Consider the following 21,341-nt stretch of genomic DNA (forward strand, 5'->3'; position numbering starts at 1 on the left):
GCTGGCAGGCGGTGCGGGGGGTCTCCTGATCGTTTGCACCGCGGTGTTGACGCACGTTCTGGTACCCACGTCTGGCGCCAGCTGATGCCCGATCAATAGCACGGAGTGACCGAGTGCCCCAAGCTGCTGGCGGTGCCAATGTTCTTGATTTCGCAGCTGGGGAAATACCCGCCGGGCTACGTTGGGCAGTTGCTGAGGCGGGGCGATCTCGACGTGAACGGGCTCCGATGCAAGGGGGGGCTCGACACCGTGCGTGGTGACGCGCCTGTTTTGGCAAAGGCTTTGCGGGGTGTGCGAGTGAATCTTGTTTTCCGCGACTTCGGTGACCGCTGGCCGCCCAGTTCTGACTACACTTGGCGTGATCAAGAAGTTGTCTTGGCGGGGCTACTGCATGTCTGTCCCACCTCACACCACCGAGACCACCCACACCGTGCAGCTACAGCGTCCATTTGATCCCGTCATATCGTTTCGGAACAGCCAAGGGGAAGCCGCGCGAGCAACGCTGACCAGTGTTCAACGGCGAGCGCTGGTCATGGAGATCTACAACCCGTACTCCATCGTGCAGGTGAGTGAGGTGCTGGACGACGTCAACATTCGCTCGGGAGATCGCAGTATTTACAAAGGCAAGGCTGTGGTGGTGAGCTTGCTCAACACCGGGCTGATGGCGGTTGTGTCTGTTGCGCTGACGGATGAGTGGTCCGATTTGAATTTTGCGCAAGGAGATCCCGGACAGATTGCGATTGAAACAACCCGGTTTGTAGAGGGGTGGGAAGATCGATTTCGAATCAGCCAAAGCTATCAGGTCACGATCAGCGAGTTCCGTGCCTTTTTGGCAGAGACCTCGCGTTGGATCGGCCAAGCGGAAATGGCGAAAACCTTGCCACGTGACGCCCAAGGCCAGATCACTGACGAAGTGTTTTGGGCGATGGCAGAGCCCTTGATGCGCAAGGGGAAAAGCTTCCTGGTCCGTCTTGAGGGGGAAGCTTCTGTCATTTCTCCGGAGGATGCGACGTTGCATCGCAACTATGCCCAAGCGGCATTGCATCCCTTGGTACTTCGGGCCCCGTTTGTCTACCGAACGTTTGTCAAGCCATTGGGCTATGCCGGTGATTACGAGATGGTGAACCAATTGTTGGGCGACCCCCGTCAGGGAAGCAGTACCTACATCCAGGTTGTCAATGCCACTTTCTTGAGAGCGGCGGTTGCCGAAGCACATCGAAATCGAATCGATGTTCTCGTCACGTACTTGAGGCGAGCCGCAGCCTTGGCAGAATCAGAGGGACGTCTGATACGGATCCTGAATATTGGGTGTGGTCCTGCCGTAGAAATTCAACGACTGGTGGCTTCTGACGTCGATTTGTCGAGATTGCAGTTCACTCTGATCGACTTCAGTCGGGAAACGCTGGACTACACGCGAGAAAAGGTTTCGCAGGCCGCAGCGCTGTCGGGCACGGCGCTGCACGTTTCCTATGTGCAAGAGTCGGTTCACGAACTTCTGAAGCGCGCCGTTCGTGCGCGACACGCAGATGCCAGCGAGGATTTGTACGACTTCATTTATTGTGCGGGACTGTTTGATTATTTGTCGGACAAAGTTTGCTCCCGCCTGATTCGGTACTTTGTATCCAAGAGTCGGCGAGGGGCGCGCATGTTGCTCACCAACGTACACGCAAGCAACCCGGAGCGCCACGGGATGGAGCACCTTCTCGAGTGGCATCTGATTTACCGTGATGAGCGTCAGATGCTTGAGATCATGGCGGATGTCCATGCTCCCATCGATCTATACACCGATCCAACGGGAGTCAACCTTTTCGCGGAGACCACGCTCGGTGGCGGGTCTGGCGATGGGGGACACGGCGCATGAATTCGGCTGCGCGCCTTCCATATGAGGCGCAGCTCTCAGAATTCAGGCTGACCTATAGCAAGGCTGGGAGTATCACCTCGGCTGTGTTGGTGCTCGCAGGCGTTGGGCTGGACTACTTCACGTATCCGGATCGGTTGTTTGAGTTCTTCATGTTGAGGCTTGCTGTGGTGGTGCCGACCATCGTTGTCTTTGTTGTCCTGTTTACCCGCTTCGGGTTGGAGAAGGTACGACTGCTCACCATGGTTTGGTTGTTGTTCCCACAGGCCATGATTGCCTGGATGATCTACCAGACGGAGGGGGTTCAATCGATTTACTTCGTCGGCCTGCATTTGGCCATGTATGCCGTAGGCATCATTCTTCCAATTTCCTTGGCGGAAGGCATTGTTTTTGGTCTTGTTACCCTGGGACTGTACGTGTCTGCCTGTGTCTTCCATTCGAGTGGTGTGGGCGATGGTGCTCGGCTCTACGCAAACAGTCTTTTTGTGGCGTTTTCGGCGGTTGCAAGCGCCGTTTGCACTTGGTTCAACGAACAGGCTCGCACGAAACTTTTTTCTCTCCAGCATGAGGCTGTGTTGAACAACGCGAGATTGAAGGAAACCAACGAGACTTTGGCGCAGGTGAAGGGGCAACTGATCCAACGCGAGAAAATGGCCGCGATCGGGACCCTGTCGGCCGGCTTGTTGCATGAGCTCAACAACCCGGTGAATTACAGCCTCATGGCGATCAACATGGGGTTGACACTCCCATCTGCGAAGGCGGATGGGTTGATGCGCGAGAGCCTCAACGACGCGCGTGAAGGCATGGACAGGGTGCAGAGCATCGTCTCGGATCTCAAGACCTTCGCCTATCAAAAACAGGGTGAAGATATTCAACGCCCTTTTTTGTTGGACCGTGCTGTGCGTTCCGCAGCTCGCTTGGCGGGCTTCGACCTCAAAGGTGTGGATGTGGTGGTCGATATGCCGCAAGACACCCATGTGTTGGGAGACGAGCCTGCCATTATTGGCGTGCTGATCAATTTGTTGAGCAACGCCGGACATGCGATGCGCGATGCGAACAATCAGGACCCGTGCATCGGTGTTCACGCAGAGCTTTATGGCGCACGGCTTCGGGTGACAGTACGCGACAACGGCCAGGGCATTGCCCCGGAGCACCTGGGTCGCGTTTTTGACCCCTTTTTCACCACCCGCGATGTGGGTGCGGGGCTGGGATTGGGGCTGAGCGTGAGCTACGGCATTGTCCAGCGCCATGGCAGCACTCTGGCCGTGCACAGCGAGTTGGGCGAGTGGACCGAATTTTCTTTTGATCTGGCAAGACCTTAAATGACCCAACCCCCCGTTCCTGATGTCTTGCCCGGCGCTGGCGCCCATGTGGTGTTGCTGGTGGACGATGAGCCACAGGCGTGTAAATGGTTCGCGCGCCTGTACGGCGATGAGTTTGTGGTGTGGACCGCTGAGAGCGTGGACCAGGCGCTGCAGTTGCTGGCCACCAGCGCTCATGCGATCGCCGTGGTATTGACCGATTTCCGCATGCCGGGGCGCGATGGTGTGGCTTTGTTGCGGGTTTTGCGCAGCGACTTCCCCCATGTGGTTCGCTTGCTGGCGTCGGCCTATGCCGACAAAGAGTTGGCGTTTTCCGCCGTGAATCAAGGGCAGGTCGAGGGCATTCTCGAGAAGCCGCTGGACGACGCGCTGACCCGGCGCACCTTGCGAGAGGCCTTGGCCCAGGGTGCTGAGCGCGCCCGCCATTTTGACCAGCTGCGGCAGCGCGCCGACAGCTTGCGCGAGACGCTGGGGTTCCTGGCCCACGAGGTGGCCACGCCTCTGGCCACGGTGAGTGGGTACTTGTCTGGCATGAGGGATCGCCACCAATTGGCTCCGCAGCTTGAGCCTGGCATCGCCCGCCTGAGCGAGCGGCGACCCGGTGAGGTGATGCACATGATTGACGCAGCTCAACGCCGCACCGAATACGCGCAGTCGTTGGTGTCAACCTTTGTTCAAAGTGCGCGCGATGCTTGCATGGGCGGCACAGGGGTGAGTCTGCGTGCGCGGGATCTGGTGCAGGCCGTGCAGGCCGAGTACCCGTTCGAGCCTGAAGAGGGGGCCTGGTTTGACGGCGATGTGGAGGCCGACTTCGAGTTGCCCGGCCGCCGCGATTTGCTGTATCTCGTGTTGTGCACGCTGGTCAAGAATGCTTTGATGGCCATGCGGACCGCCAAGCCCGAGCGGCCGCGGTTGCAGGTCAGGCTCACGCGATCTGCCCCGGCACCAGGCATGGCGGCGACTCCGGCCATTGTGGTGATCGACAATGGACCGGGCATTCCAGAGGCGGTGTTGAGCCGCTTGACCCGGGAACCGGTGACCACGCGCGCCGAGACCGGTGGGAGCGGTATGGGCTTGCTGTTTTGCCAGCGGGTGATGACGTCTCTGGGCGGCTCTGTCAGCGTGGCTTCGGAACTGAGCGCGGGCGCGTCGGTGACGCTGCATTTTCTTTCGATGAATCCGAATCAGGAGCCGGCATGAAGCCCACCAAAATTCTGTATGTGGACGATGAGGCCATGGCCTTGAAGTATTTCGATCGTCTGGTGAGCCCGATGGCCCCGGTGATCACGGCGGGTTCGGTAGAGGCCGGTCGCGCCGCACTCGCCGAGCACGGCGATGAGATTGCGGTGCTGGTGTGCGACCAGCGCATGCCGGGCGAGATGGGCAATGCCTTGTTGCGCCATGCGCGCCAATACTACCCGGGCATTGTCCGCATGCTCACCACCGCTTATTCTGAGTTGGGCGATGCGATTGAGGCCATCAACACCGGCGAGATCTACCGCTACATCAACAAGCCCTGGGAAATGGAGAGCCTTCGGGCCGACCTGAAAAATGCGCTGGAGCTGGCCGAGTTGCGCAGCGAGCGCGACGATCTGATGCGCGACAAACTGCTGGCCCAGCAAGGGCAGCTCCTGGCCAACCGCATGGCTTCGCTGTTGATGTTGACGGCCGCCGTGCAACACGAGGCCCACGACGCGGCTTTGTTTCAATTTGCCGAGGGCGCACTGGCGTGCCGAAGTGCCCATCCCAAAGTGGACTGGAACCGCTGGGAGCATGCAGACTTGCTTCAGGCCGAGGCACAGCGGGGCGTGGCCGTCGCTTCACATTTGCGGCATTGGCTGCAGTTGTGGGAGGCTGCGCCGTCCGACGGACCACAGGCCTTGCGGGTGTTGGCCGAGTTGCTGGACGGAGACCCTCTGGGGGACGACACGGTCTTGGTGGCCGATGCGCAAGCCTTCACCGCCTTGTTGACGGCCCCCGCGGGTCAGGTGGTGACCGCGCCTCAGTGTGTCTGGCTGGCCTGGTTGCTGTGGCAGCGCGGCCTGGCCCGTCTGGAGGCGGTTGACGGCACGTTCAGGGTCAGCCTGGCCACGGCCAGTGTTTTGCCTGGTGACTGGCTGGCGGACGCGATGGAGCGGCTCACCCAGCCTTTGGATTGATACCGATGACCGGTTCGCCTTCAAGGCGATCGCTGCGTTGTTCGGCTTTGCGGTGATGTGGCACTGTCTGCGGCCTCTCACCCTGTTCTCACCTTGAATGCAAATCGGTCTGTGCCCTCGCTCACCGGCGGTGAGCAGAGGGAATGGCCTTCGAAGGCTTCAGGTCAGCGAGAAAGTTTGGCCCACGGCGGGGTCGCTGCGGCCTGAGAGCATGCGGGTGTAGGCCTTTTCCAGCGCGGCCTGGCCGCTTTGGTGTTCAACCGTCATCCAGGGTTGAGCCGGATCGGTTGCTTTTGCTGTGAACGCCTGCCAGGCCGTCACCATGCGTTGGCCCAGCTCGGCGGCGCCCCAGTCCTTGTTGCGTTTTTTCACCTGTGCTGGGGCGAAGAACATGGTGGGCGTGGGGCCGGGCAGGCCCTTGGCGCCGCGCAGGCTTTCCACGTGGGTGGCGCCGATGGCACAGCTATATTTCAGCTGGGCAAAATGCTCGTGGATCTGGGTGCGCAGCTGGCCGTTGCCGGCAAAGTCGAGGTAGACGCAGGGCGTGTCTGCGGCCAACTGGTCCAGCTCGCCATAGCCCAGCACCTGGCTGTAGCAGCCTAGGCTTTTGCAGAAATCCTTGTTGCCGTCTGAGGTCAGGCCGACGATCTGGATGCCTTTGCGCTGGGCCAGCTGGAAGGCTGTGCCGTAGGCGGTCTTGCTGGATGCGCTGGAGAGCAGCAGGGTGCTGGCGCCAAAAAAGGCGTTGTCGTCCAGGAAATCGTCGATCAACCAGGAGGTCACGAACAGGGGGCGCAGCAGGGCTTGTGTGCTTTCGGTGCCGGACGTGTGAAAAGCGTCGGTGGTGGTGCGAACATACTGGTTGTAAACCGCGTGCAGTTCGGCACGGTGGGGCGCGGCGTCTGAAAAACCCAGGGGTGTCACGCGATCGGGTTGCAGCACTGCCCGGTTTGACGTGGGCCAGTATCCATAGAGCCGCTCGCCCACGGGCACTTCGCCATGCAACGATTCAATCACGGTGGCAAAGCCCCAAACGGGGATGATGCCCCACTCGGCGTCGCCCGACGGGTAGAAGTCCCAGTAGCGCATGGCGTCGCCCATGGCGGCGTAGGTGATGTTGTTGGCGGTGAGCGCAAACAGCTCCACTTCCACTCGGATCTGGCCTTGTGCCAGAGGGACATCGGCGACGGCTTGCCAGCGGGTTTGTGCGATCTGGTTTTTGCGCACCTGCAGGGTGGTCGTGGTCATGGGTCTCCTGATCTTTGTGGGTATTGAGTTCACCACGTTAATGCAAACAGCCCACCGGCTCAATGCGGGTGGGCTGCATGGGAGACAGGGCGCGCGCACTGCGGCGGCGATCAGGCCAGTGTGATCGTCACATCAACGTTGCCGCGGGTGGCGTTGGAGTACGGGCAGACCTGGTGGGCTGCGTCGACCAGGGCCTGGGCCTGGGTGCGGTCCATGCCGGGAAGGCTGACCGCCAGGCGCGCGGCAATGCCGTAGCCACCGGTGATGGGGCCCAGATCCACTTCAGCGTCCACGGCCACATCGGCTGGCACGGTGACTTTCATCTGGCCGGCCACGGCCTTTATGGCGCCAATGAAGCAGGCCGAGTAGCCCGCTGCGAACAGCTGCTCGGGGTTGGTGCCCGTGCCTGGACCGCCGGGCGCGGAGTGGGTGACTTCCAGGCGGCCGTCGTCGGAGCGCGAGGCACCATCACGGCCACCGGTGGTGTGGGTGCGGGCGGTGTAGAGGACTTTGTCGAGGGTTGCCATGGTGTGGCCTTTCTATGGAGGGCTTCAGTTGAAGCGATGGGTAACGGATAAGGAGGAAGAAATTCTCGAGCGGCCGCGGTGAAGGCACTACCCCACCAGCTTGTCCCGCAAGGCTTTCACCTGGCGGGTGAGCGAGGCCACTTCGGCCAGATCGCATTGCGTGGCCTGCAGGATGCAACCCGGGATGCGGCCGGCCCGGAGTTTGAGCGCCCGACCTTCTGCCGTGAGCACCACGCGCACGCGGCGCTCGTCATCGGCATCGCGCAAGCGGCTAAGCCAGCCGGCGGCTTCCAGGCGCTTGAGCAAGGGCGTCAGGGTGCCCGAATCCAGGTTGAGGCGCTGCCCCAGCTCGGACACGCTCACACCGTCTTGCTCCCACAGCACCAGCAACGCGAGGTATTGCGGGTAGGTCAGACCCAGCTCATCGAGCAGGGGCTTGTAGAGCTTGGTCATGGCCAGCGAAGCCGAATACAGCGCAAAGCAGAGCTGGTTATCGAGCCGCAGGGCCTGATCGGAGAGGGGGAGCTTGGACGGCATGGGGGAACTGTAGATCACAATTAAATTGTGTGCAATTTAATTGTGAAAAACCTTTTTGAGTGAAAGGACGTCCATGGCTCGGGCCCTTGAAGGTCTGCTGGCGTGGTAGCTGCGAAAGAGCCAGGTGCGCGACCTGCCTGCGAGCAGGGCCGGGCGTGTGCGATCGAATGCGCACAGCCCCGGGTTTTTCGGTTCAGGCCACCAGCGGCGCGTTTTGCATTTCTTCGATCTGCTCGACCAGCATGTCGACTTGCCCCTGCCAGTAGTCGCGGCTGCCAAACCAGGGGAAGTTGATCGGGAAGGTGGGATCTTCCCAGCGCCGGGCCAGCCAGGCGCTGTAGTGAATCAGGCGCAGCGTGCGCAGGGGCTCGATCAGGGCCAGTTCGCGTCGGTCAAAAGGGCGAAGTTCCTCGTAGCCATCGATCAGGGCCCCGAGTTGCTGGGTTTGCTGGCGCCTGTCGCCGCTGAGCAGCATCCAGAAATCCTGCACGGCCGGGCCCATGCGGGCGTCGTCAAGGTCGACAAAGTGTGGGCCTGCACCGGGGTTGCCTTCGGGGGTCCAGAGGATGTTGCCCGGGTGGCAGTCGCCGTGCAGGCGTATGCGCTGGATCTGGTCTGGATCCGCTGGGGGTTGTGGGCGCAGGCAGGGATGGGCTTCTATGAGGGCCAACGCTTCTTCCAGTGATGCGCGCCAGGCCGATTGCACTTCGGGTGCCACCATGTGGTGTTGCAGCAGCCAGTCCCGGGGCTCTTGTGCAAAATTGGCCAGATCGAGCGCTGGCCGGACGACGAAGGGCTGTTGTGCGCCCACGTTGTGGATGCGGGCAAGAAAGCGTCCAATCCATTCTTGCACCTCCATCTGATCCAGCTCGGGGCGCCGGCCGCCACGCCGGGGGCTGACAGCAAATGAAAACCCGTTGAAGTGGTGCAGCGTCTTGCCACCGAGGCGCAGGGGCGGCACGGCCGGGATCTCGGCCGCGGCCAGGGCCTCAGCGAATGCGTGTTCTTCTCCGATCTGGGCATCACTCCAGCGTTCTGGGCGGTAAAACTTCGCCACCACCTGGGCATGGCCCTCATGGGGGGACTCCAGGTGTATCTGGTAGACCCGGTTCTCGAAACTGTTGAGCGCGGTCATGCGGCCGTCGCCCCACAGGCCCACGCTGGCCAGTGCGTCTTGCACCACGTCGGGGGTGAGTGCGGTGTAGGGATGCACGTGCGAGAGGCTGGTTTGATTCATGCACCCATTGTCGCCGCCCGCCCATGCCAAAATCGACCAATGGCCACTCAGCGACGACAACGACACCACCTCATGCGCAGGGGGTTGTGGTATTCCCTTGGTTTGTGCGTTGTGATCCTGCTGATCGGCGGTGCGGGATTTTGGGCGCTGGAGCCAGAAATCCACTCCTTGCACGAGGGCTTGTGGCTGGCATTCACCACCGCGGCCACCGTGGGCTATGGCGACACGGTGCCGCAGACACAGGCGGGCCGCGTGTTTGCCGTGCTGGTGGTTCTGATGGGGCTGGCGGTGCTGTCCCTGGTCACGGCATCCTTGGCCGCCGTTTTTGTGGAGCACGACGTGCAAGCTGACGAACGCCAGATCGAGGTGGACTTGCTGCGCGAAATCCGCGCCTTGCGCCACCAGGTCAATGCCCTGGAACGCCGGCTTGATCCCGATCCACCCGAAACACCTGTTGAAAAGAAATCTTTGTGAAACCCCAGAAAACCCTGCAAGAGCAACTGCCTGAGTTGCGACCCGGCCAGTCCGTTGAGCTGCTCAAAGAGCTGCACATCCTCACGCGCGACGGCAAACTGAACCAGGACACACGGCGCAAGCTCAAGCAGGTGTACCACCTGGTGCAGTTCATCGAGCCTTTGCTGGCGGAGGTATTGAAGTCCAAACGGGACGTCACGCTGGCCGACCATGGCGCCGGCAAGTCCTACCTGGGCTTCATCCTCTACGACCTGTTCTTCAAGGACAAACCGGTGGGCTGGGTCACGGGTGTGGAAACCCGGGCCGAGCTGGTCGAGCGCTCACAGGCCCTCGCAACACGCCTGGGCTTTGACCGCATGCGCTTTCTGGCGACGACGGTGCAAGCGGCGTTGACCCACCCCGACTTGCCTGCCTCAATCGATGTGGTCACGGCCTTGCACGCCTGCGACACAGCCACGGACGACGCCATCGCTTTTGGCCTGGCCAAACAGGCCCGGCACATGGTGCTGGTGCCTTGTTGCCAGGCGGAAGTGGCGGCGGTGATGAAGCGCAGCAAAGCCCTGAATCTGGCCCGAACGCCCTTGGCCGAACTGTGGCGCCACCCGTTGCACACCCGCGAATTTGGCAGCCAGATCACCAACGTGTTGCGCTGCCTGCAGCTGGAAGCCCACGGCTACAGCGTGACTGTCACCGAGCTGGTGGGGTGGGAGCATTCCATGAAAAATGAGCTGATTCTCGCCAGCCGAACTGGCGGCTCAGGGCAGGGCGCACAACAGCGGCACGCGGCAGAGCGCCTGCACCAAGTGCTCGACGAAGTGGGTCTGCAGGATTTGCGTGCCCGCTTTGAGGTGCCCGAACCGGCCTGATTCGGGCAGCTGATGGCCGACCTTACTTGGTCGCGGGCTTGGCGGCAGGTGCCGCAGCAGCAGGTGCGCTGGCTGCTGGCGCATTGATGCCCAACCGGGCGCTGATGGCCGCCTCCAGTGCCTTCAGCTTGCCTTCGACGCCGGAGCGGGTGTCGGTCACCAGCTGGGTTTGCAACGCCGCCTGCATTTCACCGCTCATCTTCTGGTACTTCAGGTACTCAGGCGATTCGAGCAACGACAGGAGCTTGCTCAGCTCGGCCTCGGAAAAATTCTTGTCCAGCAGGGGGCCGACCGTTTCCGGAGCCAGCGCCAGCGCGCGGTCACGCACCAGAGGCACGGCTTCGTCGAGGTATTTTTTGGTGTCGGCCTGGATCCCTTTGGCCACGGCTTCCTGCTTGTCGGGCTCAATGCGCGCAGGCAGCACAGCAGCAGCGCGCTCCAGCATCTGCGCCGCAGGCTCTTCGGCCATGGCACGGGACATGGCCTCAACGCCAGGCCGTTGCAACTTGATCATGCGGGCCACCAACGCCTTTTTAGCGGGCGTGCTGGCGGGGGTGGATTGGGCCAGGGCCATGTGGGCCGGAATTGCCAGCACCAGAGCCAGAGCGAGGGATGAAAGCGAATTTTTTTGCATGGCGAATGTTACCCACAAAATGAAGGGGTGCCTGTAACCACCTGCCCAGGCTATTTCTGCCCGCATTACCATCCTCAAATGCGCTTCAATTACGCCTGCGGCTTGAACCGAATCGCCACTTGTGGGCGATGGGTTGCCTTGGGCTGTCTGCTGACCCTCGCGGGTTGTGCGGCGGCCCCAACCGAGCACAGCCCCCCTGAATCGATGGCTCAACGCCAGACTTGCGGCCCCTTCATGCAGCGGCTGGACGCGCTGGTGGATCAACAGGGGGTGCGGGATGGCGGTGCTGCCCGGCTGGCGGGGTTTGCCCACGCGCGCGTGGACCGCTTGCTGGCTTCTTTTGCCCTGGAGGCTCAGCGCTCCGACGAACGTTGGCTTGCCTGGGCGAGCGCAGCCGCTGCGCTGGACCGAGAAGCACGCACCTGGGAGTTGATGAACCTGACAGAGGCTGTGTTGCCCGATCTGAAGGAAGGCGATCGCCCAGCGATCGCCCGGCGCGCCGACAACTGCTCGGAGCAGGCCTGGACAACGTTGGGGCAGGACCCGTCGAGGCGTCGGATGCTGCTGGAGCAGGCGCGGGTACCCGACGACTATGCGATGTGGAAGCGTGCGCTGGGGTTGTACCCCTTGACCCGTTGGCCGTTTTACGCGGGGGTGGAGCGCTGGCAGGCCGGTTGGGCGCGAGAGTTGCGGCAGGGTCAAACGCAAGCTGCGGGTGGTGAGGGCGGGCAGCGTTGGTCAGCCGCGAGCGCGGCAATGGCCCCCGCCGGGGTCTCGGCGCTGATGGAAGCGGTTTCAGCAGACGCGCTCGGTATTCCCCGGCCGACCGAAGCCCAGTCGCTGAGTTTGCTGCAGGCGTATGCGCCAGAGATTGAAGTCGCACAGCGTGGGCCGTTTGACCTTTTGGGGCGGTTGCATTGGGGCGATGCGGTAGCGCCTCAGGTGGATGCTGCCCACCCGACGGTGTACGCGCGGGTGGCCCACACCCGATACGGGCAAACCACTTTGCTGCAACTGGTTTACAGCGCGTGGTTCAGTGAACGCCCGGCCGAAGGGCCTTTTGATTTGCTGTCCGGTGCGGTGGATGGGGTGGTCATGCGTTTGACCCTGGCCCCGGATGGCCGCCCGCTGCTGGCCGACAGCATCCATGCATGCGGGTGTTACCACCTCTTTGTTCCGGCCCAGGCGCTGGTGCCCAGGCCCGCTCCCGGGCTGGGTGAGGAGTGGGCGTTTGCGCCGATACGCTTGCCTGCGCTGGCGCCGGGCGAGCGGTTGCTGTGGCGATTGGCTTCGGGCAGCCACATGGTGGAAAGTGTGACTGCCGCACCACAGGGCATTGAGGTTTCTGCTGGTGGCTATCAGCTGGTGGAAGAAGACCAGCTGCGCAGCCTGTCCGTGCCAGAGGGTGGCCGCCGCAGCGCTTTTGCGCCCGACGGGATCATGCCGGGCACCCAGCGGGGCGAGCGTGTGTTTTTCTGGCCCATGGGCATCGCGAGCCCGGGTGCCATGCGCCAATGGGGTCGGCAGCCCACGGCTTTTGTGGGTCGCCGGCATTTTGATGAACCCCGGTTGATCGAGGAGCGGTTTGAGATTGAAGCCGGGGTATTGCCCTGAGACAAGAGCGGGCTGGCTATCGCCCTCTCACCGTTTGTCAGTGAAAAAAGCGGTGTGTTTCCCTGTCTTCTGAGGCCTTGTCAGGCAAACACCTACACGCGGTATGGCGGTCCGCCGACTTAACGTCTTGAAACAGGATGAATACAGTTTGTGACATGGACAAACAAATTGTCTTCTCTCCATTTTTCACCAGGGACACCGCCATGAACTCCACCGCCAGCCGCCTCAACCCTTTCTTCATGATGCTCGATCCCGAGGCAGTCATCAGCGCCATGGAAGGCAGCAAGAACCTGCGCGGCTTGCGTCAGCGCATCTGCCGCCCGCTGGACAAGCCCCTGATCCCCAAGACACACGGTGTGGACCGTGTGATCCAGCAGACGTTCGACAGCATGATCGACACCGAAGACTTCATGGACTCGGGCACCGAGTGCTACGCCGACGCGCAACCTGCTTTGCGCGCGGTTCATTGAGCTCCCCCCGCGCCGCACGGCGAACAAGCCCACCCCCATCGCGTCCCATTGCGTGGGCCGCTCAGCCTCTCAAGGGGCGATGCTGGTGGGCCGGCGAAGCCGGGGACCCACGGCATCCTTGAATGAACGGCCCTTCTCGGCGAGCCGTGTCTTCAACCGAGAGCAACGCCAGCGGATCAGGTGCTTATCCCGCGAAGCGTTTTCGGGTCAACGCCAGCGCGATCCAGAAACCGCCCACAGCGTAGACCACCAGCACCAGCATGTGCAACCCGGCCTGCTCAGGCCATTGGTCCATGAACAGCGGCCTCACCAGCTCCACGGCGCTGGTCAATGGCAGCCAGTCGGACACCCTTCGCACCACCTCGGGCAATTGCTCTCGCGGGAAGAATACGCCGGAGAGGAACATCATCGGGGTCAGGAACAGGGTGAAGTAGTAGGTGAAAAAATCGTAGCCTTTCGCCACCGCGTTGAACACCAGGGCGATGCACGAAAACGTGATGCCGGCGCACATCAGCACCGGGATGGCCAGCAACAGCTTGGGTGAGTGGCTGATGCCCAGGGCCAGCATCACCAGCAGAATAGCGACCACTGAAAACAGCGCTTTGAACGCGGCCCACAGCATTTCGCCCAACACCACGTCGTCCAGGCGAACAGGCGCGTTCATGATGCCTTCCCAGGTTTTCTGCACGTGCATGCGTGAGAACGCAGAGAACAAGGCCTCAAAACTCGCGGCGTTCATGGCGCTCATGCAAATGCTGCCACTGGCCAGAAACAGGATGTAGGGCACGGCCACCGCGCCTTGGGGCGTTTCCATGTTCACCTCGCCCACCAGTGCGCCCATGCCATAGCCGAACGCCACCAGCCACATCAACGGTTCGACGATGTTGCCCACCAGGCTGGGCATGGCCAGCTTTCGCCACACCAGCAGATTGCGCAGAAACACCGGCCACCAGCGGGCTGAGAGGCGGGGAGGGGACCAGTGAGAGGGTGCGGGGGTGATCAACATGGGGAAAGTCTGTGGCTTGGAGGGGGAGGAATCCTTGGGCACTGCGGAACCGGCTTTGCCGGGCCGCCAGTGCCGCCCCGTGGGGGGGCGCGCGAAGCGGCGCGGGGGGCGCTACCCATCCTCCCGAATTTTCCGCCCTGTCAATTTCAAGAAAAGGTCTTCCAGGTTGGCCGGCCGGTGGAGTGTGCGAAGGTGGGTGTGGGCGCCGAGCGCGAAGATCAGGGGCGCGGCCTGTTCGGTGTAGAAAAACACGGTCTCACCGCTCACTTCAACCCGAGCGGCCAGATCGCGCAGGGCGGCGTGCTCGTCGTGGTGGGCCAAGGCAAGTGCGCCCTGGCCATAGACCTCGACCACATCGGGCTCCAGGTGTTGCGCGATCAGCTCGCGCGGCCGCCCTTCTGCAATTTTCTTGCCATGATCGAGCACCAGCAGGCGCGAGCACAGCCGCTCGGCTTCGTCCATGAAGTGGGTGGTGAGCAGGATGCTTTTGCCTTGTTGCAACAAAGCTTGCAAACGTTCCCACATCAGGTGGCGGGCTTGGGGGTCGAGCCCGGTGGTGGGCTCGTCGAGCAGGAGCAGTTGGGGGTTGTTGACCAAGGCGCGGGCCAGCGAGAGCCGGCGCTTCATGCCGCCCGACAACTCGTCCGGGCGAGCATGGGCCTTGTGGGCAAGGGCCGCAAATTCGAGCAGTTGGGGGATGCGCGGCCGAATCGTCTGGGCGCTCAGACCAAAGTAGCGCCCGTAAACGAGCAGGTTTTCGGCGCAGGTGAAGTCGGGGTCCAGCGTGTCCATCTGGCTCACCACGCCCATGTGCTGTTTGATGAGCAGCGCATCGTCGGGCATCTGGTGCCCGAAGGCCTGGATGGTGCCGGCGTCGGGCGCTGTCAGGCCCAGGCACATGCGGATGGTGGTGGTTTTTCCAGCCCCGTTGGGGCCGATCACGCCCAGGCATTCGCCGGGAGCGATCGCAAATGACAGGTCGTTGACCACGGTCTGATCGCCGTAGCGTTTGACCAGATTCCGGCATTCGAAGAGGGGATCGTGCATGGCAGGGCATTGTGCCCGCCTCGGCCGGAGTCTGCGGAGCCGGGATGCGGGAGCCCCCGCCTACAATGAGGATCCCCCGTTTTACGGCTTGTTGCCGCCCTATCTGTGTCTTTGTCGCTCGCCGTTGCCCTTCAGTATGTGTTGCCCAAGCAGGCGTTGACGGCCTTTGCCGGCTGGTGCGCCGGATCGCGCGCGACCTGGTGGACGCACAACGTCATCCCCTGGTTCATCCGCCGCTACGGCGTCAACATGAGCGAGGCCGCCCATCCGGATCCGCGCAGCTACGAGACCTTCAACCTGTTTTTCACCCGCGCGCTCAAGCCGGGTGTGCGCCCTCTGGCGGACGCCGCCTATGTGAGTCCAGTGGATGGCGCCATCAGCCAGGTGGGGGCGATCAAGGGCGACCAGATCTTCCAGGCCAAGGGCCACAGCTACAGCACTCAGGCCCTCGTGGGCGGCGACGCCGGGCTGGCAGCGCAGTTTGAGGATGGGGACTTCGCCACCATTTACCTCAGCCCCAAGGACTACCACCGCATCCACATGCCCAGCGATGCGCGCCTGCGCCGCATGATTTATGTGCCGGGCGAGCTTTTTTCCGTGAACCCGGCCACGGCGCAAGGGGTTCCCGGGCTGTTTGCGCGCAACGAGCGGGTCGTGTGTGTGTTTGACGTGCCGCACGGCGCTGACGGTGGTGTGCGAACATTTGTTCAAGTGCTGGTGGGTGCGACCATTGTGGGCAGCATGTCGACTGCCTGGCACGGTGTGGTCAACCCCCCCCGCTCCAGCCACGTGCGGGAGTGGACCTACGATGACGACGAGCCGAAGATCCTGGCGCAAGGCGACGAAATGGGGCGCTTCCTGCTGGGCTCCACCGTGGTGCTGCTCTGGCCCAAAGGCACCATCGCCCTCCAGCCCGATTGGCAAGCCGGGCGTGCCGTGCGCATGGGCGAGGCCATGGGCACAGCCGTCTGAGCAATCCGACCGAATACCCCCCCCCGATATTGAACGTCAAGAAAGCGGATCGAACCATGACCACCCTGGGAACCCCGTTGTCGCCTTCTGCCACCCGCGTGATGTTGCTGGGCTCTGGCGAGTTGGGCAAAGAGGTGTTGATTGCCCTGCAGCGCCTGGGCGTCGAAACCATTGCGGTGGACCGTTACGAGCACGCGCCAGGCCAGCAGGTCGCACACCATGCGCGCACCATCACCATGAGCGATCCCGCGCAACTGAAAGCGTTGATCGAGGCCGAGCGGCCCCATCTCGTGGTGCCCGAAATCGAAGCCATTGCCACGCCCATGCTGGAAGAACTGGAAGCGGCGGGTGTGGTGCGGGTCATTCCCACGGCGCGGGCAGCGCGTCTGACGATGGACCGCGAAGGCATTCGCCGCCTGGCCGCCGAGACCTTGTCGTTGCCCACCAGTCCGTACCAGTTTTGTGATTCGCTGCAAGAGCTGCAGGCCGCCATCGACGCGGGGATTGGCTACCCCTGCGTGGTCAAGCCGGTGATGAGCAGTTCGGGCAAAGGGCAGAGCAAGATCGATGGACTGGCCGATGTTCAAAAAGCCTGGGACCACGCCATGGCGGGCGGGCGCGTGGGGCCAGGCCGTGTGATCGTTGAAGGCTTCATCGATTTTGATTACGAGATCACCCAGCTGACCGTGCGAGCGCTGGGTGCTGATGGCACCGTAGAAACGCATTTCTGCGAGCCCATTGGCCATGTGCAGGTGAGTGGTGACTATGTGGAAAGCTGGCAGCCTCACCGCATGGCGCCTGCGGCCCTGGCCGAGTCGCGCCGTGTGGCCAAGGCGGTGACCGACAACCTGGGTGGGCAAGGTTTGTTTGGGGTGGAGCTGTTTGTCAAGGGCGATCAGGTGTGGTTCAGCGAAGTGAGCCCGCGCCCCCACGACACCGGCATGGTCACCATGATCACGCAGTGGCAAAACGAGTTTGAGCTGCACGCCCGCGCCATCCTGGGCTTGCCGGTGGACACCACACTCAAGAGCCCGGGCGCCAGTGCGGTGATTTACGGTGGCGTGGACGCCACCGGCATCGTGTTCGACGGTGTCGATGAAGCGATGCGTGTGCCCAACAGCGATATCCGGCTGTTTGGAAAACCCGAGAGTTTTGTGAAACGCCGCATGGGCGTGGCGCTGGTGTTTGATGCCGATGTCGACGTGGCCCGTACCCAGGCCAAGCTGGCGGCCTCGCGTGTGAAGCCGCGCCAGGCCTGATCTGTCTCAGCGCGGCGGCAACCGCGCGAGTTGGGCGTCGTGCCAGCGCGCCAGCAGGATCTGCGCGGCGATGGCGCCCACAAAGGCCAGCGCCATGTCTTTCTGGGTGTCCCAAGGGTCGCCCTGCGTGCCGAGAAAAGCCTCTGCACCCGCGCCGATCGCGACAGCGACGCCCCACTCGATCAGCTCGTACAGCGCGCTGATGCCCCCGCAGGCCAGCACCACCACCACGAACAACCACCGACCCGGGCGCAAAGGCGTCTGACGCAGCAACAGCTCGCGCGCCACCATGGCGGGAATGAAGCCTTGGGCCAGATGGCCAATGCCGTCGTAGGGGTTGCGAGCGAGCGAGAAGGTGTCTTGTATCCAGAAACCCAGGGGCACTTCGGCATAGGTGTAGTGCCCGCCCAGCATGAGCACCAGCGCGTGCACAAAGATCAGGCCGTAGACCAATGGCGTGAGCGGAAAGCGCCGCCAGGAGAACCAGAGCAGGAGCAAGGCCACCAGCACGGGTGCAGTTTCCAGCGCCCAGGTGTCCAGTTCCTGGGCCCCCACGCCGGATACCGCGAGCAGGGCAATCAGGGCAATGGAATACAGGCCCAGACTCCGGGCGCTGAGGGTGTGTGATGCGTGCATGGGCGAATCATATCGACGCGCCACCGTTGTTTACTCGTGGCGCAGCGCGTCGATGGGATTCAGCCGCGCGGCACGCCGTGCGGGGAAGTAGCCAAACACCACGCCGATCGCAGCTGAAAACACGAAGCTCAGCAAATTCACGCTGGGGTTGAACACATAGGGCACGTCCATCAGCGCCGAGAGGCCAATCGAGGCGCCGGTGGCGAGCACGATGCCGATCAACCCACCCAGCGCGGCGAGCACCACGGCCTCGATCAGGAATTGCAGCAACACCTCGCGCTCCAGTGCGCCAATGGCCAGGCGCAGGCCGATTTCTTTGGTGCGTTCGGTGACGCTGACCAGCATGATGTTCATGATGCCGATGCCCCCCACCAGCAGGCTGACCGCGGCCACCGCGCCGAGCAACATGGTCAGCACCTTGGTCGTGCCCGACAGGGTGTCGGCCAGTTGTTTGGTGTCGAGCACGTTGAAGTTGTCTTCGTCGGTGTCGGCGAGCTTGCGGCGTTCGCGCAGCAACTGGGTCATGCTGGCCTTGACGCGGGTGGTGTCGCTGCCCTCGGTCATGGACACCAGCACGTCATTGACCTGGGTGTTGCCGGTGATGCGGCGCTGCAGGGTCTTGATCGGCATGAAAACCAGGTCGTCCTGGTCGTTGCCGAAAGAGCCCTGGCCTTTGGATCCCAGCACAGCGATGACCTCGCAGCTGATGTTCTTCACCCGCAGCGATTCCCCCAGTGCAGGCGTGTTGCCGAACAGTTCGCGGCGTATCGTCTCGCCGATCATGCAGACCGCCGAACCGGCGCGCAGTTCATCGTTGGTGAATTCACGCCCCTGAGCCAGCGTCCAGTTGCCGATGCTCAGCCAATCGTTGGTGCTGCCCGTGATCGTGCTGCTCCAGTTGCGGCCATTGGCGATCAGAGTGCCGCTCGAACGTGATTGGGGGGCAGCGGCCGAGACGCCACCGATCTGGGTGGCGATGGCCTCGGCGTCTTCAACCTTGAACGAAGGCGCGCTGCTGCCACCGCTGCCCGGGCCCATGCGTTGGCCCGGGCGGATCTGCAAGAGGTTGGTTCCCAGGCCTGAGATCTGGGTTTGCACGGCCAGCGTGGCGCCATTGCCCACGGTGACCATGGTGATCACGGCGCTCACGCCGATGACGATACCCAGTACCGTGAGAAAAGAGCGCATCAGGTTGCGCCGGATCGAGCGCAACGCGAGCAAGAGTGTGTTGAGCCACATGGTCAGCCCGCTCCCATGACCGTCGCTTCATGCCCCGGCTGGAGCCCGACGGGGTCCGGGTTGCGCTCGTCACTTTCCACGACGCCGTCCACAAAGCGCACGATGCGCCGCGCGTAGGCCGCCATCTCGGCCTCGTGCGTGACCATCAGCACCGTGATGCCCTGGTCGGTGTTCAGGTGCCAGAGCAGGTCCATGATTTCCTTGCTGCGGTGGGTGTCGAGGTTGCCCGTGGGTTCGTCCGCCAGCAACACGGCAGGCTCGGTGACGATGGCCCGGGCGATGGCCACGCGTTGTTGTTGTCCGCCTGAGAGTTCGCCTGGCGTGTGGTGTTCCCATCCTTTGAGGCCGACCTGTTCCAGCGCACGCGCAGCCATGGCGTGGCGCTGGGCTGCAGGCTCGCCCCGGTAGATCAAAGGCAGTTCCACGTTTTCCTGGGCTGAGGTGCGGGCCAGCAAGTTAAAACCCTGGAAGACGAATCCGAGGTAGCGCCGGCGCAGGCGGGCCCGTTCGTCACGACTGAGCGACTGCACCTCCACACCCTCGAATTCGTAGGTGCCCGTGGTCGGCGTATCGAGACAGCCCAACGTGTTCATGGCGGTGGACTTGCCCGAGCCGCTGGGGCCCATGATGGCGACAAAATCACCTTTCTGAATATCGAGGTCCACCCCCTTGAGTGCCTGGAAAGCCGTCTCGCCCGTGCCATACACCTTGGTGACGCCGCGCAGGCGGATGAGGGGGGGCTGGCCCCCACGCTCCGCCGCTTCGCGGGTCGCTGCCCCCCGAGGGGGCTGATCCGGCTTGGGGCGGCCCTGCGCCGGATCGAAGGCCCCCACGCTGTCCTGATGCGCAGGGTCCGATGTTTCGGCCCCGGTGGCCGGCAGCGGTGGTGTGTGAGGACCTGACCCCGTGCTCATGATGCGCTGCCGGCGGTGCGCTGATCGGTGATGACGGCCATGCCAAGCGTCAGATTGTCGCCGCTGACCTCGGTCAGGCGGCCGTCGCTGATGCCGGTCTGCACGGACACGGTCACGGGCTGGCCGTCGCGCAAGATCCAGATCTGGCGCGTGCCCGGTGCTTTGCTCTCGGTGCCCGCTGTTTTGGTGGCGTTGCCGCGCGAGGGGCGGGGCATCATTTTGGAAAGAATGCCACCACCCGACGCTGTGCTGCTGGCAGCGGTCGAGGTCGGCGTGAAGCGCAGCGCCGTGTTGGGCACCAGGAGCACGTCGTCGCGCTCGGTGGCCACGATGGTGGCCACGGCGGTCATGCCGGGACGCAGGCTGAGGTCGCTGTTGTCCACGTCCAGTGTGGCCACGTAGGTGACCACGTTGTTGGTGGTGGTCGATCCGAACGCCACGCGCCGGATGGTGGCCGGGAACCGGCGCGAGGGATAGGCGCTGACGGTGAAGGTGGCCTTCTGATCCACTTTCACCGAGCCCACGTCGGCCTCGTCCACGCTGGCCTCCAACTGCAGCTGGGCGAGGTTCTCGGCGACCGAAAACAGGGTCACGGCCTGCAGCGATGCGGCCACTGCGTTGCCGGGGTCGACCGAGCGGCTGAGCACCACGCCATCGATGGGCGACCGGATGGACGCCTTGGTGAGGTTGGTTTCGTCGGTGGACAGGGTGGCGCGCGCGACCGCCACGTTGGCGTTGGCGCTGGCCTCGTTGGCCACGGCGCGTGCGAGCGCGGCGCGGGCGGTGTCGAGCTCGGTGGCCGAGGGCACTTTGCCGCCCGAGAGCCGGGCGACTTCTTCAAAGCGCGCCAAAGAGGATTGGGCTTCGGTCACGGTGGCCTTGTTCTGTGCCAAGGCGGCCTGGGCTGCGGCCAACGAAGCGCGTGACCGGTTGACCTGATCCACGAATTTAGACGTGTCCAGCTCCACCATGACCTGGCCGGTTTTCACCCGGTCGTTCACGTCGACCAGCACCCGCTGTACCGTCCCCGACAGCTCGCTGCCAACGTTGACCGATCGGGTGGGCTGCAGGGTGCCATTGGCCGATACGGTCAGCGTGATGTTGCCTTTGCGCAGCTCGGTGGTGACGTAGGCGGGCGCTGCCTTGCTGGCGTTTTGGGTTTGCCAGTAATAGAGCCCTGCGCCCAGGAGCACCAGGATCAGGAGGCCGATCCAGAGTGAGCTGCGCTGCCACCAGCGGGGCGGCTTGTCCTCGCCCAGCAGGGTTTGCAGGTCGGTGGGTTGGGCATTGGTGGTTTTGGAGCTCATGGCGTGACGACGGGT

Annotated in this window: 21 protein-coding genes; 10 read left to right on the plus strand and 11 right to left on the minus strand. The window is 63.0% G+C overall.

Annotation, left to right across the window (positions count from 1 at the left end; all coding sequences use genetic code 11):
- Positions 1–391: 391 nt before the first annotated feature.
- Genes E5678_RS19705 through E5678_RS19720 form a run of 4 tightly spaced genes read left to right on the plus strand, consistent with a single transcriptional unit; the run spans position 392 to position 5,339 of the window.
- A complete protein-coding gene (locus E5678_RS19705) occupies positions 392–1,861 on the plus strand; it encodes a class I SAM-dependent methyltransferase (RefSeq protein WP_136180098.1) in 1,470 nt (489 codons plus the stop codon).
- Positions 1,858–3,180 (plus strand): ATP-binding protein, encoded by a 1,323-nt coding sequence (locus E5678_RS19710; protein WP_136180099.1) that lies wholly within the window; start codon positions 1,858–1,860, stop codon positions 3,178–3,180. Before E5678_RS19705 ends, E5678_RS19710 begins: the two co-directional genes overlap by 4 nt.
- Positions 3,181–4,380, plus strand: a complete 1,200-nt coding sequence (locus E5678_RS19715) for a hybrid sensor histidine kinase/response regulator (protein ID WP_136180100.1) — start codon at positions 3,181–3,183, stop codon at positions 4,378–4,380.
- The gene (locus tag E5678_RS19720) at positions 4,377–5,339 is read left to right on the plus strand and encodes a response regulator (RefSeq protein WP_136180101.1); all 963 of its coding nucleotides are present in this window, start codon (positions 4,377–4,379) and stop codon (positions 5,337–5,339) included. The genes E5678_RS19715 and E5678_RS19720 overlap by 4 nt, the downstream gene beginning before the upstream one ends.
- A gap of 159 nt (positions 5,340–5,498) precedes the next feature.
- Here the strand turns inward: E5678_RS19720 and E5678_RS19725 are convergent, their stop codons facing one another.
- From E5678_RS19725 to E5678_RS19740, 4 genes are all read right to left on the minus strand, one after another.
- The gene (locus E5678_RS19725; RefSeq protein WP_136180102.1) at positions 5,499–6,587 is read right to left on the minus strand and encodes a DUF2855 family protein; all 1,089 of its coding nucleotides are present in this window, start codon (positions 6,585–6,587) and stop codon (positions 5,499–5,501) included.
- Positions 6,588–6,697: 110 nt separating this feature from the next.
- A complete protein-coding gene (locus E5678_RS19730; RefSeq protein WP_136180103.1) occupies positions 6,698–7,114 on the minus strand; it encodes an organic hydroperoxide resistance protein in 417 nt (138 codons plus the stop codon).
- A gap of 87 nt (positions 7,115–7,201) precedes the next feature.
- Complete coding sequence (locus E5678_RS19735; RefSeq protein ID WP_136180104.1) at positions 7,202–7,651, minus strand: MarR family transcriptional regulator; 450 nt, start codon at positions 7,649–7,651, stop codon at positions 7,202–7,204.
- A 193-nt stretch (positions 7,652–7,844) separates the two neighbouring features.
- Positions 7,845–8,888 carry a serine/threonine protein kinase gene (locus E5678_RS19740; RefSeq protein ID WP_136180105.1) on the minus strand — a complete coding sequence of 348 codons (1,044 nt, stop codon included), beginning with the start codon at positions 8,886–8,888 and terminating at the stop codon, positions 7,845–7,847.
- 111 nt (positions 8,889–8,999) lie between these two features.
- Here E5678_RS19740 and E5678_RS19745 point away from each other — a divergent pair, with 111 nt between their 5' ends.
- Positions 9,000–9,362 (plus strand): potassium channel family protein, encoded by a 363-nt coding sequence (locus tag E5678_RS19745; protein WP_247596839.1) that lies wholly within the window; start codon positions 9,000–9,002, stop codon positions 9,360–9,362.
- The gene (locus tag E5678_RS19750) at positions 9,359–10,228 is read left to right on the plus strand and encodes an SAM-dependent methyltransferase (protein ID WP_247596840.1); all 870 of its coding nucleotides are present in this window, start codon (positions 9,359–9,361) and stop codon (positions 10,226–10,228) included. Before E5678_RS19745 ends, E5678_RS19750 begins: the two co-directional genes overlap by 4 nt.
- A 22-nt stretch (positions 10,229–10,250) precedes the next feature.
- On the opposite strand, the gene E5678_RS19755 is transcribed toward E5678_RS19750, so the two are convergent.
- Entirely contained in the window at positions 10,251–10,862 is a 612-nt protein-coding gene (locus tag E5678_RS19755; protein WP_136180108.1) for a hypothetical protein, read from the minus strand.
- A 78-nt stretch (positions 10,863–10,940) separates the two neighbouring features.
- Here E5678_RS19755 and E5678_RS19760 point away from each other — a divergent pair, with 78 nt between their 5' ends.
- Both E5678_RS19760 and E5678_RS19765 read left to right on the plus strand, forming a co-directional pair.
- Positions 10,941–12,476 (plus strand): hypothetical protein, encoded by a 1,536-nt coding sequence (locus tag E5678_RS19760; protein WP_168708616.1) that lies wholly within the window; start codon positions 10,941–10,943, stop codon positions 12,474–12,476.
- Positions 12,477–12,679: 203 nt separating this feature from the next.
- Positions 12,680–12,946 carry a hypothetical protein gene (locus E5678_RS19765; RefSeq protein WP_136180110.1) on the plus strand — a complete coding sequence of 89 codons (267 nt, stop codon included), beginning with the start codon at positions 12,680–12,682 and terminating at the stop codon, positions 12,944–12,946.
- Between the two features lie 184 nt (positions 12,947–13,130).
- On the opposite strand, the gene E5678_RS19770 is transcribed toward E5678_RS19765, so the two are convergent.
- Complete coding sequence (locus tag E5678_RS19770) at positions 13,131–13,952, minus strand: ABC transporter permease (protein WP_136180111.1); 822 nt, start codon at positions 13,950–13,952, stop codon at positions 13,131–13,133.
- Between the two features lie 111 nt (positions 13,953–14,063).
- Entirely contained in the window at positions 14,064–14,999 is a 936-nt protein-coding gene (locus tag E5678_RS19775; protein WP_136180112.1) for an ATP-binding cassette domain-containing protein, read from the minus strand.
- Between the two features lie 105 nt (positions 15,000–15,104).
- Here E5678_RS19775 and asd point away from each other — a divergent pair, with 105 nt between their 5' ends.
- Positions 15,105–15,971, plus strand: coding sequence for an archaetidylserine decarboxylase (gene asd / locus E5678_RS19780; RefSeq protein ID WP_136180113.1), 867 nt, complete (start codon positions 15,105–15,107; stop codon positions 15,969–15,971).
- 56 nt (positions 15,972–16,027) lie between these two features.
- A complete protein-coding gene (gene purT / locus E5678_RS19785; RefSeq protein ID WP_136180114.1) occupies positions 16,028–17,230 on the plus strand; it encodes a formate-dependent phosphoribosylglycinamide formyltransferase in 1,203 nt (400 codons plus the stop codon).
- Positions 17,231–17,236: 6 nt separating this feature from the next.
- Here purT and E5678_RS19790 read toward each other — a convergent pair whose 3' ends face one another.
- The 4 genes from E5678_RS19790 to E5678_RS19805 are packed head-to-tail and all read right to left on the minus strand — an operon-like array spanning position 17,237 to position 21,326.
- Positions 17,237–17,866 (minus strand): DUF2238 domain-containing protein, encoded by a 630-nt coding sequence (locus E5678_RS19790; protein ID WP_136180115.1) that lies wholly within the window; start codon positions 17,864–17,866, stop codon positions 17,237–17,239.
- A 30-nt stretch (positions 17,867–17,896) separates the two neighbouring features.
- Complete coding sequence (locus E5678_RS19795) at positions 17,897–19,105, minus strand: ABC transporter permease (RefSeq protein ID WP_136180116.1); 1,209 nt, start codon at positions 19,103–19,105, stop codon at positions 17,897–17,899.
- A gap of 2 nt (positions 19,106–19,107) precedes the next feature.
- A complete protein-coding gene (locus E5678_RS19800) occupies positions 19,108–20,019 on the minus strand; it encodes an ABC transporter ATP-binding protein (protein WP_168708617.1) in 912 nt (303 codons plus the stop codon).
- A complete protein-coding gene (locus E5678_RS19805; RefSeq protein ID WP_136180117.1) occupies positions 20,016–21,326 on the minus strand; it encodes an efflux RND transporter periplasmic adaptor subunit in 1,311 nt (436 codons plus the stop codon). Before E5678_RS19805 ends, E5678_RS19800 begins: the two co-directional genes overlap by 4 nt.
- Between the last annotated feature and the right edge of the window lie 15 nt (positions 21,327–21,341).

This window comes from Hydrogenophaga sp. PAMC20947 (assembly GCF_004795855.1).
Classification (GTDB): domain Bacteria; phylum Pseudomonadota; class Gammaproteobacteria; order Burkholderiales; family Burkholderiaceae_C; genus Hydrogenophaga.

Coding starts and splice junctions, on each gene's coding strand:
- E5678_RS19705 (WP_136180098.1), top strand. CDS start 392: ATGTCTGTCCCACCTCACACCACCGAGACCACCCACACCGTGCAGCTA.
- E5678_RS19725 (WP_136180102.1), bottom strand. CDS start 6,587: ATGACCACGACCACCCTGCAGGTGCGCAAAAACCAGATCGCACAAACC.
- E5678_RS19730 (WP_136180103.1), bottom strand. CDS start 7,114: ATGGCAACCCTCGACAAAGTCCTCTACACCGCCCGCACCCACACCACC.
- E5678_RS19805 (WP_136180117.1), bottom strand. CDS start 21,326: ATGAGCTCCAAAACCACCAATGCCCAACCCACCGACCTGCAAACCCTG.
- E5678_RS19720 (WP_136180101.1), top strand. CDS start 4,377: ATGAAGCCCACCAAAATTCTGTATGTGGACGATGAGGCCATGGCCTTG.
- E5678_RS19765 (WP_136180110.1), top strand. CDS start 12,680: ATGAACTCCACCGCCAGCCGCCTCAACCCTTTCTTCATGATGCTCGAT.
- E5678_RS19775 (WP_136180112.1), bottom strand. CDS start 14,999: ATGCACGATCCCCTCTTCGAATGCCGGAATCTGGTCAAACGCTACGGC.
- E5678_RS19770 (WP_136180111.1), bottom strand. CDS start 13,952: ATGTTGATCACCCCCGCACCCTCTCACTGGTCCCCTCCCCGCCTCTCA.
- E5678_RS19795 (WP_136180116.1), bottom strand. CDS start 19,105: ATGTGGCTCAACACACTCTTGCTCGCGTTGCGCTCGATCCGGCGCAAC.
- E5678_RS19790 (WP_136180115.1), bottom strand. CDS start 17,866: ATGCACGCATCACACACCCTCAGCGCCCGGAGTCTGGGCCTGTATTCC.
- E5678_RS19735 (WP_136180104.1), bottom strand. CDS start 7,651: ATGCCGTCCAAGCTCCCCCTCTCCGATCAGGCCCTGCGGCTCGATAAC.
- E5678_RS19800 (WP_168708617.1), bottom strand. CDS start 20,019: ATGAGCACGGGGTCAGGTCCTCACACACCACCGCTGCCGGCCACCGGG.
- purT (WP_136180114.1), top strand. CDS start 16,028: ATGACCACCCTGGGAACCCCGTTGTCGCCTTCTGCCACCCGCGTGATG.
- E5678_RS19715 (WP_136180100.1), top strand. CDS start 3,181: ATGACCCAACCCCCCGTTCCTGATGTCTTGCCCGGCGCTGGCGCCCAT.
- E5678_RS19755 (WP_136180108.1), bottom strand. CDS start 10,862: ATGCAAAAAAATTCGCTTTCATCCCTCGCTCTGGCTCTGGTGCTGGCA.
- E5678_RS19740 (WP_136180105.1), bottom strand. CDS start 8,888: ATGAATCAAACCAGCCTCTCGCACGTGCATCCCTACACCGCACTCACC.
- E5678_RS19760 (WP_168708616.1), top strand. CDS start 10,941: ATGCGCTTCAATTACGCCTGCGGCTTGAACCGAATCGCCACTTGTGGG.
- E5678_RS19710 (WP_136180099.1), top strand. CDS start 1,858: ATGAATTCGGCTGCGCGCCTTCCATATGAGGCGCAGCTCTCAGAATTC.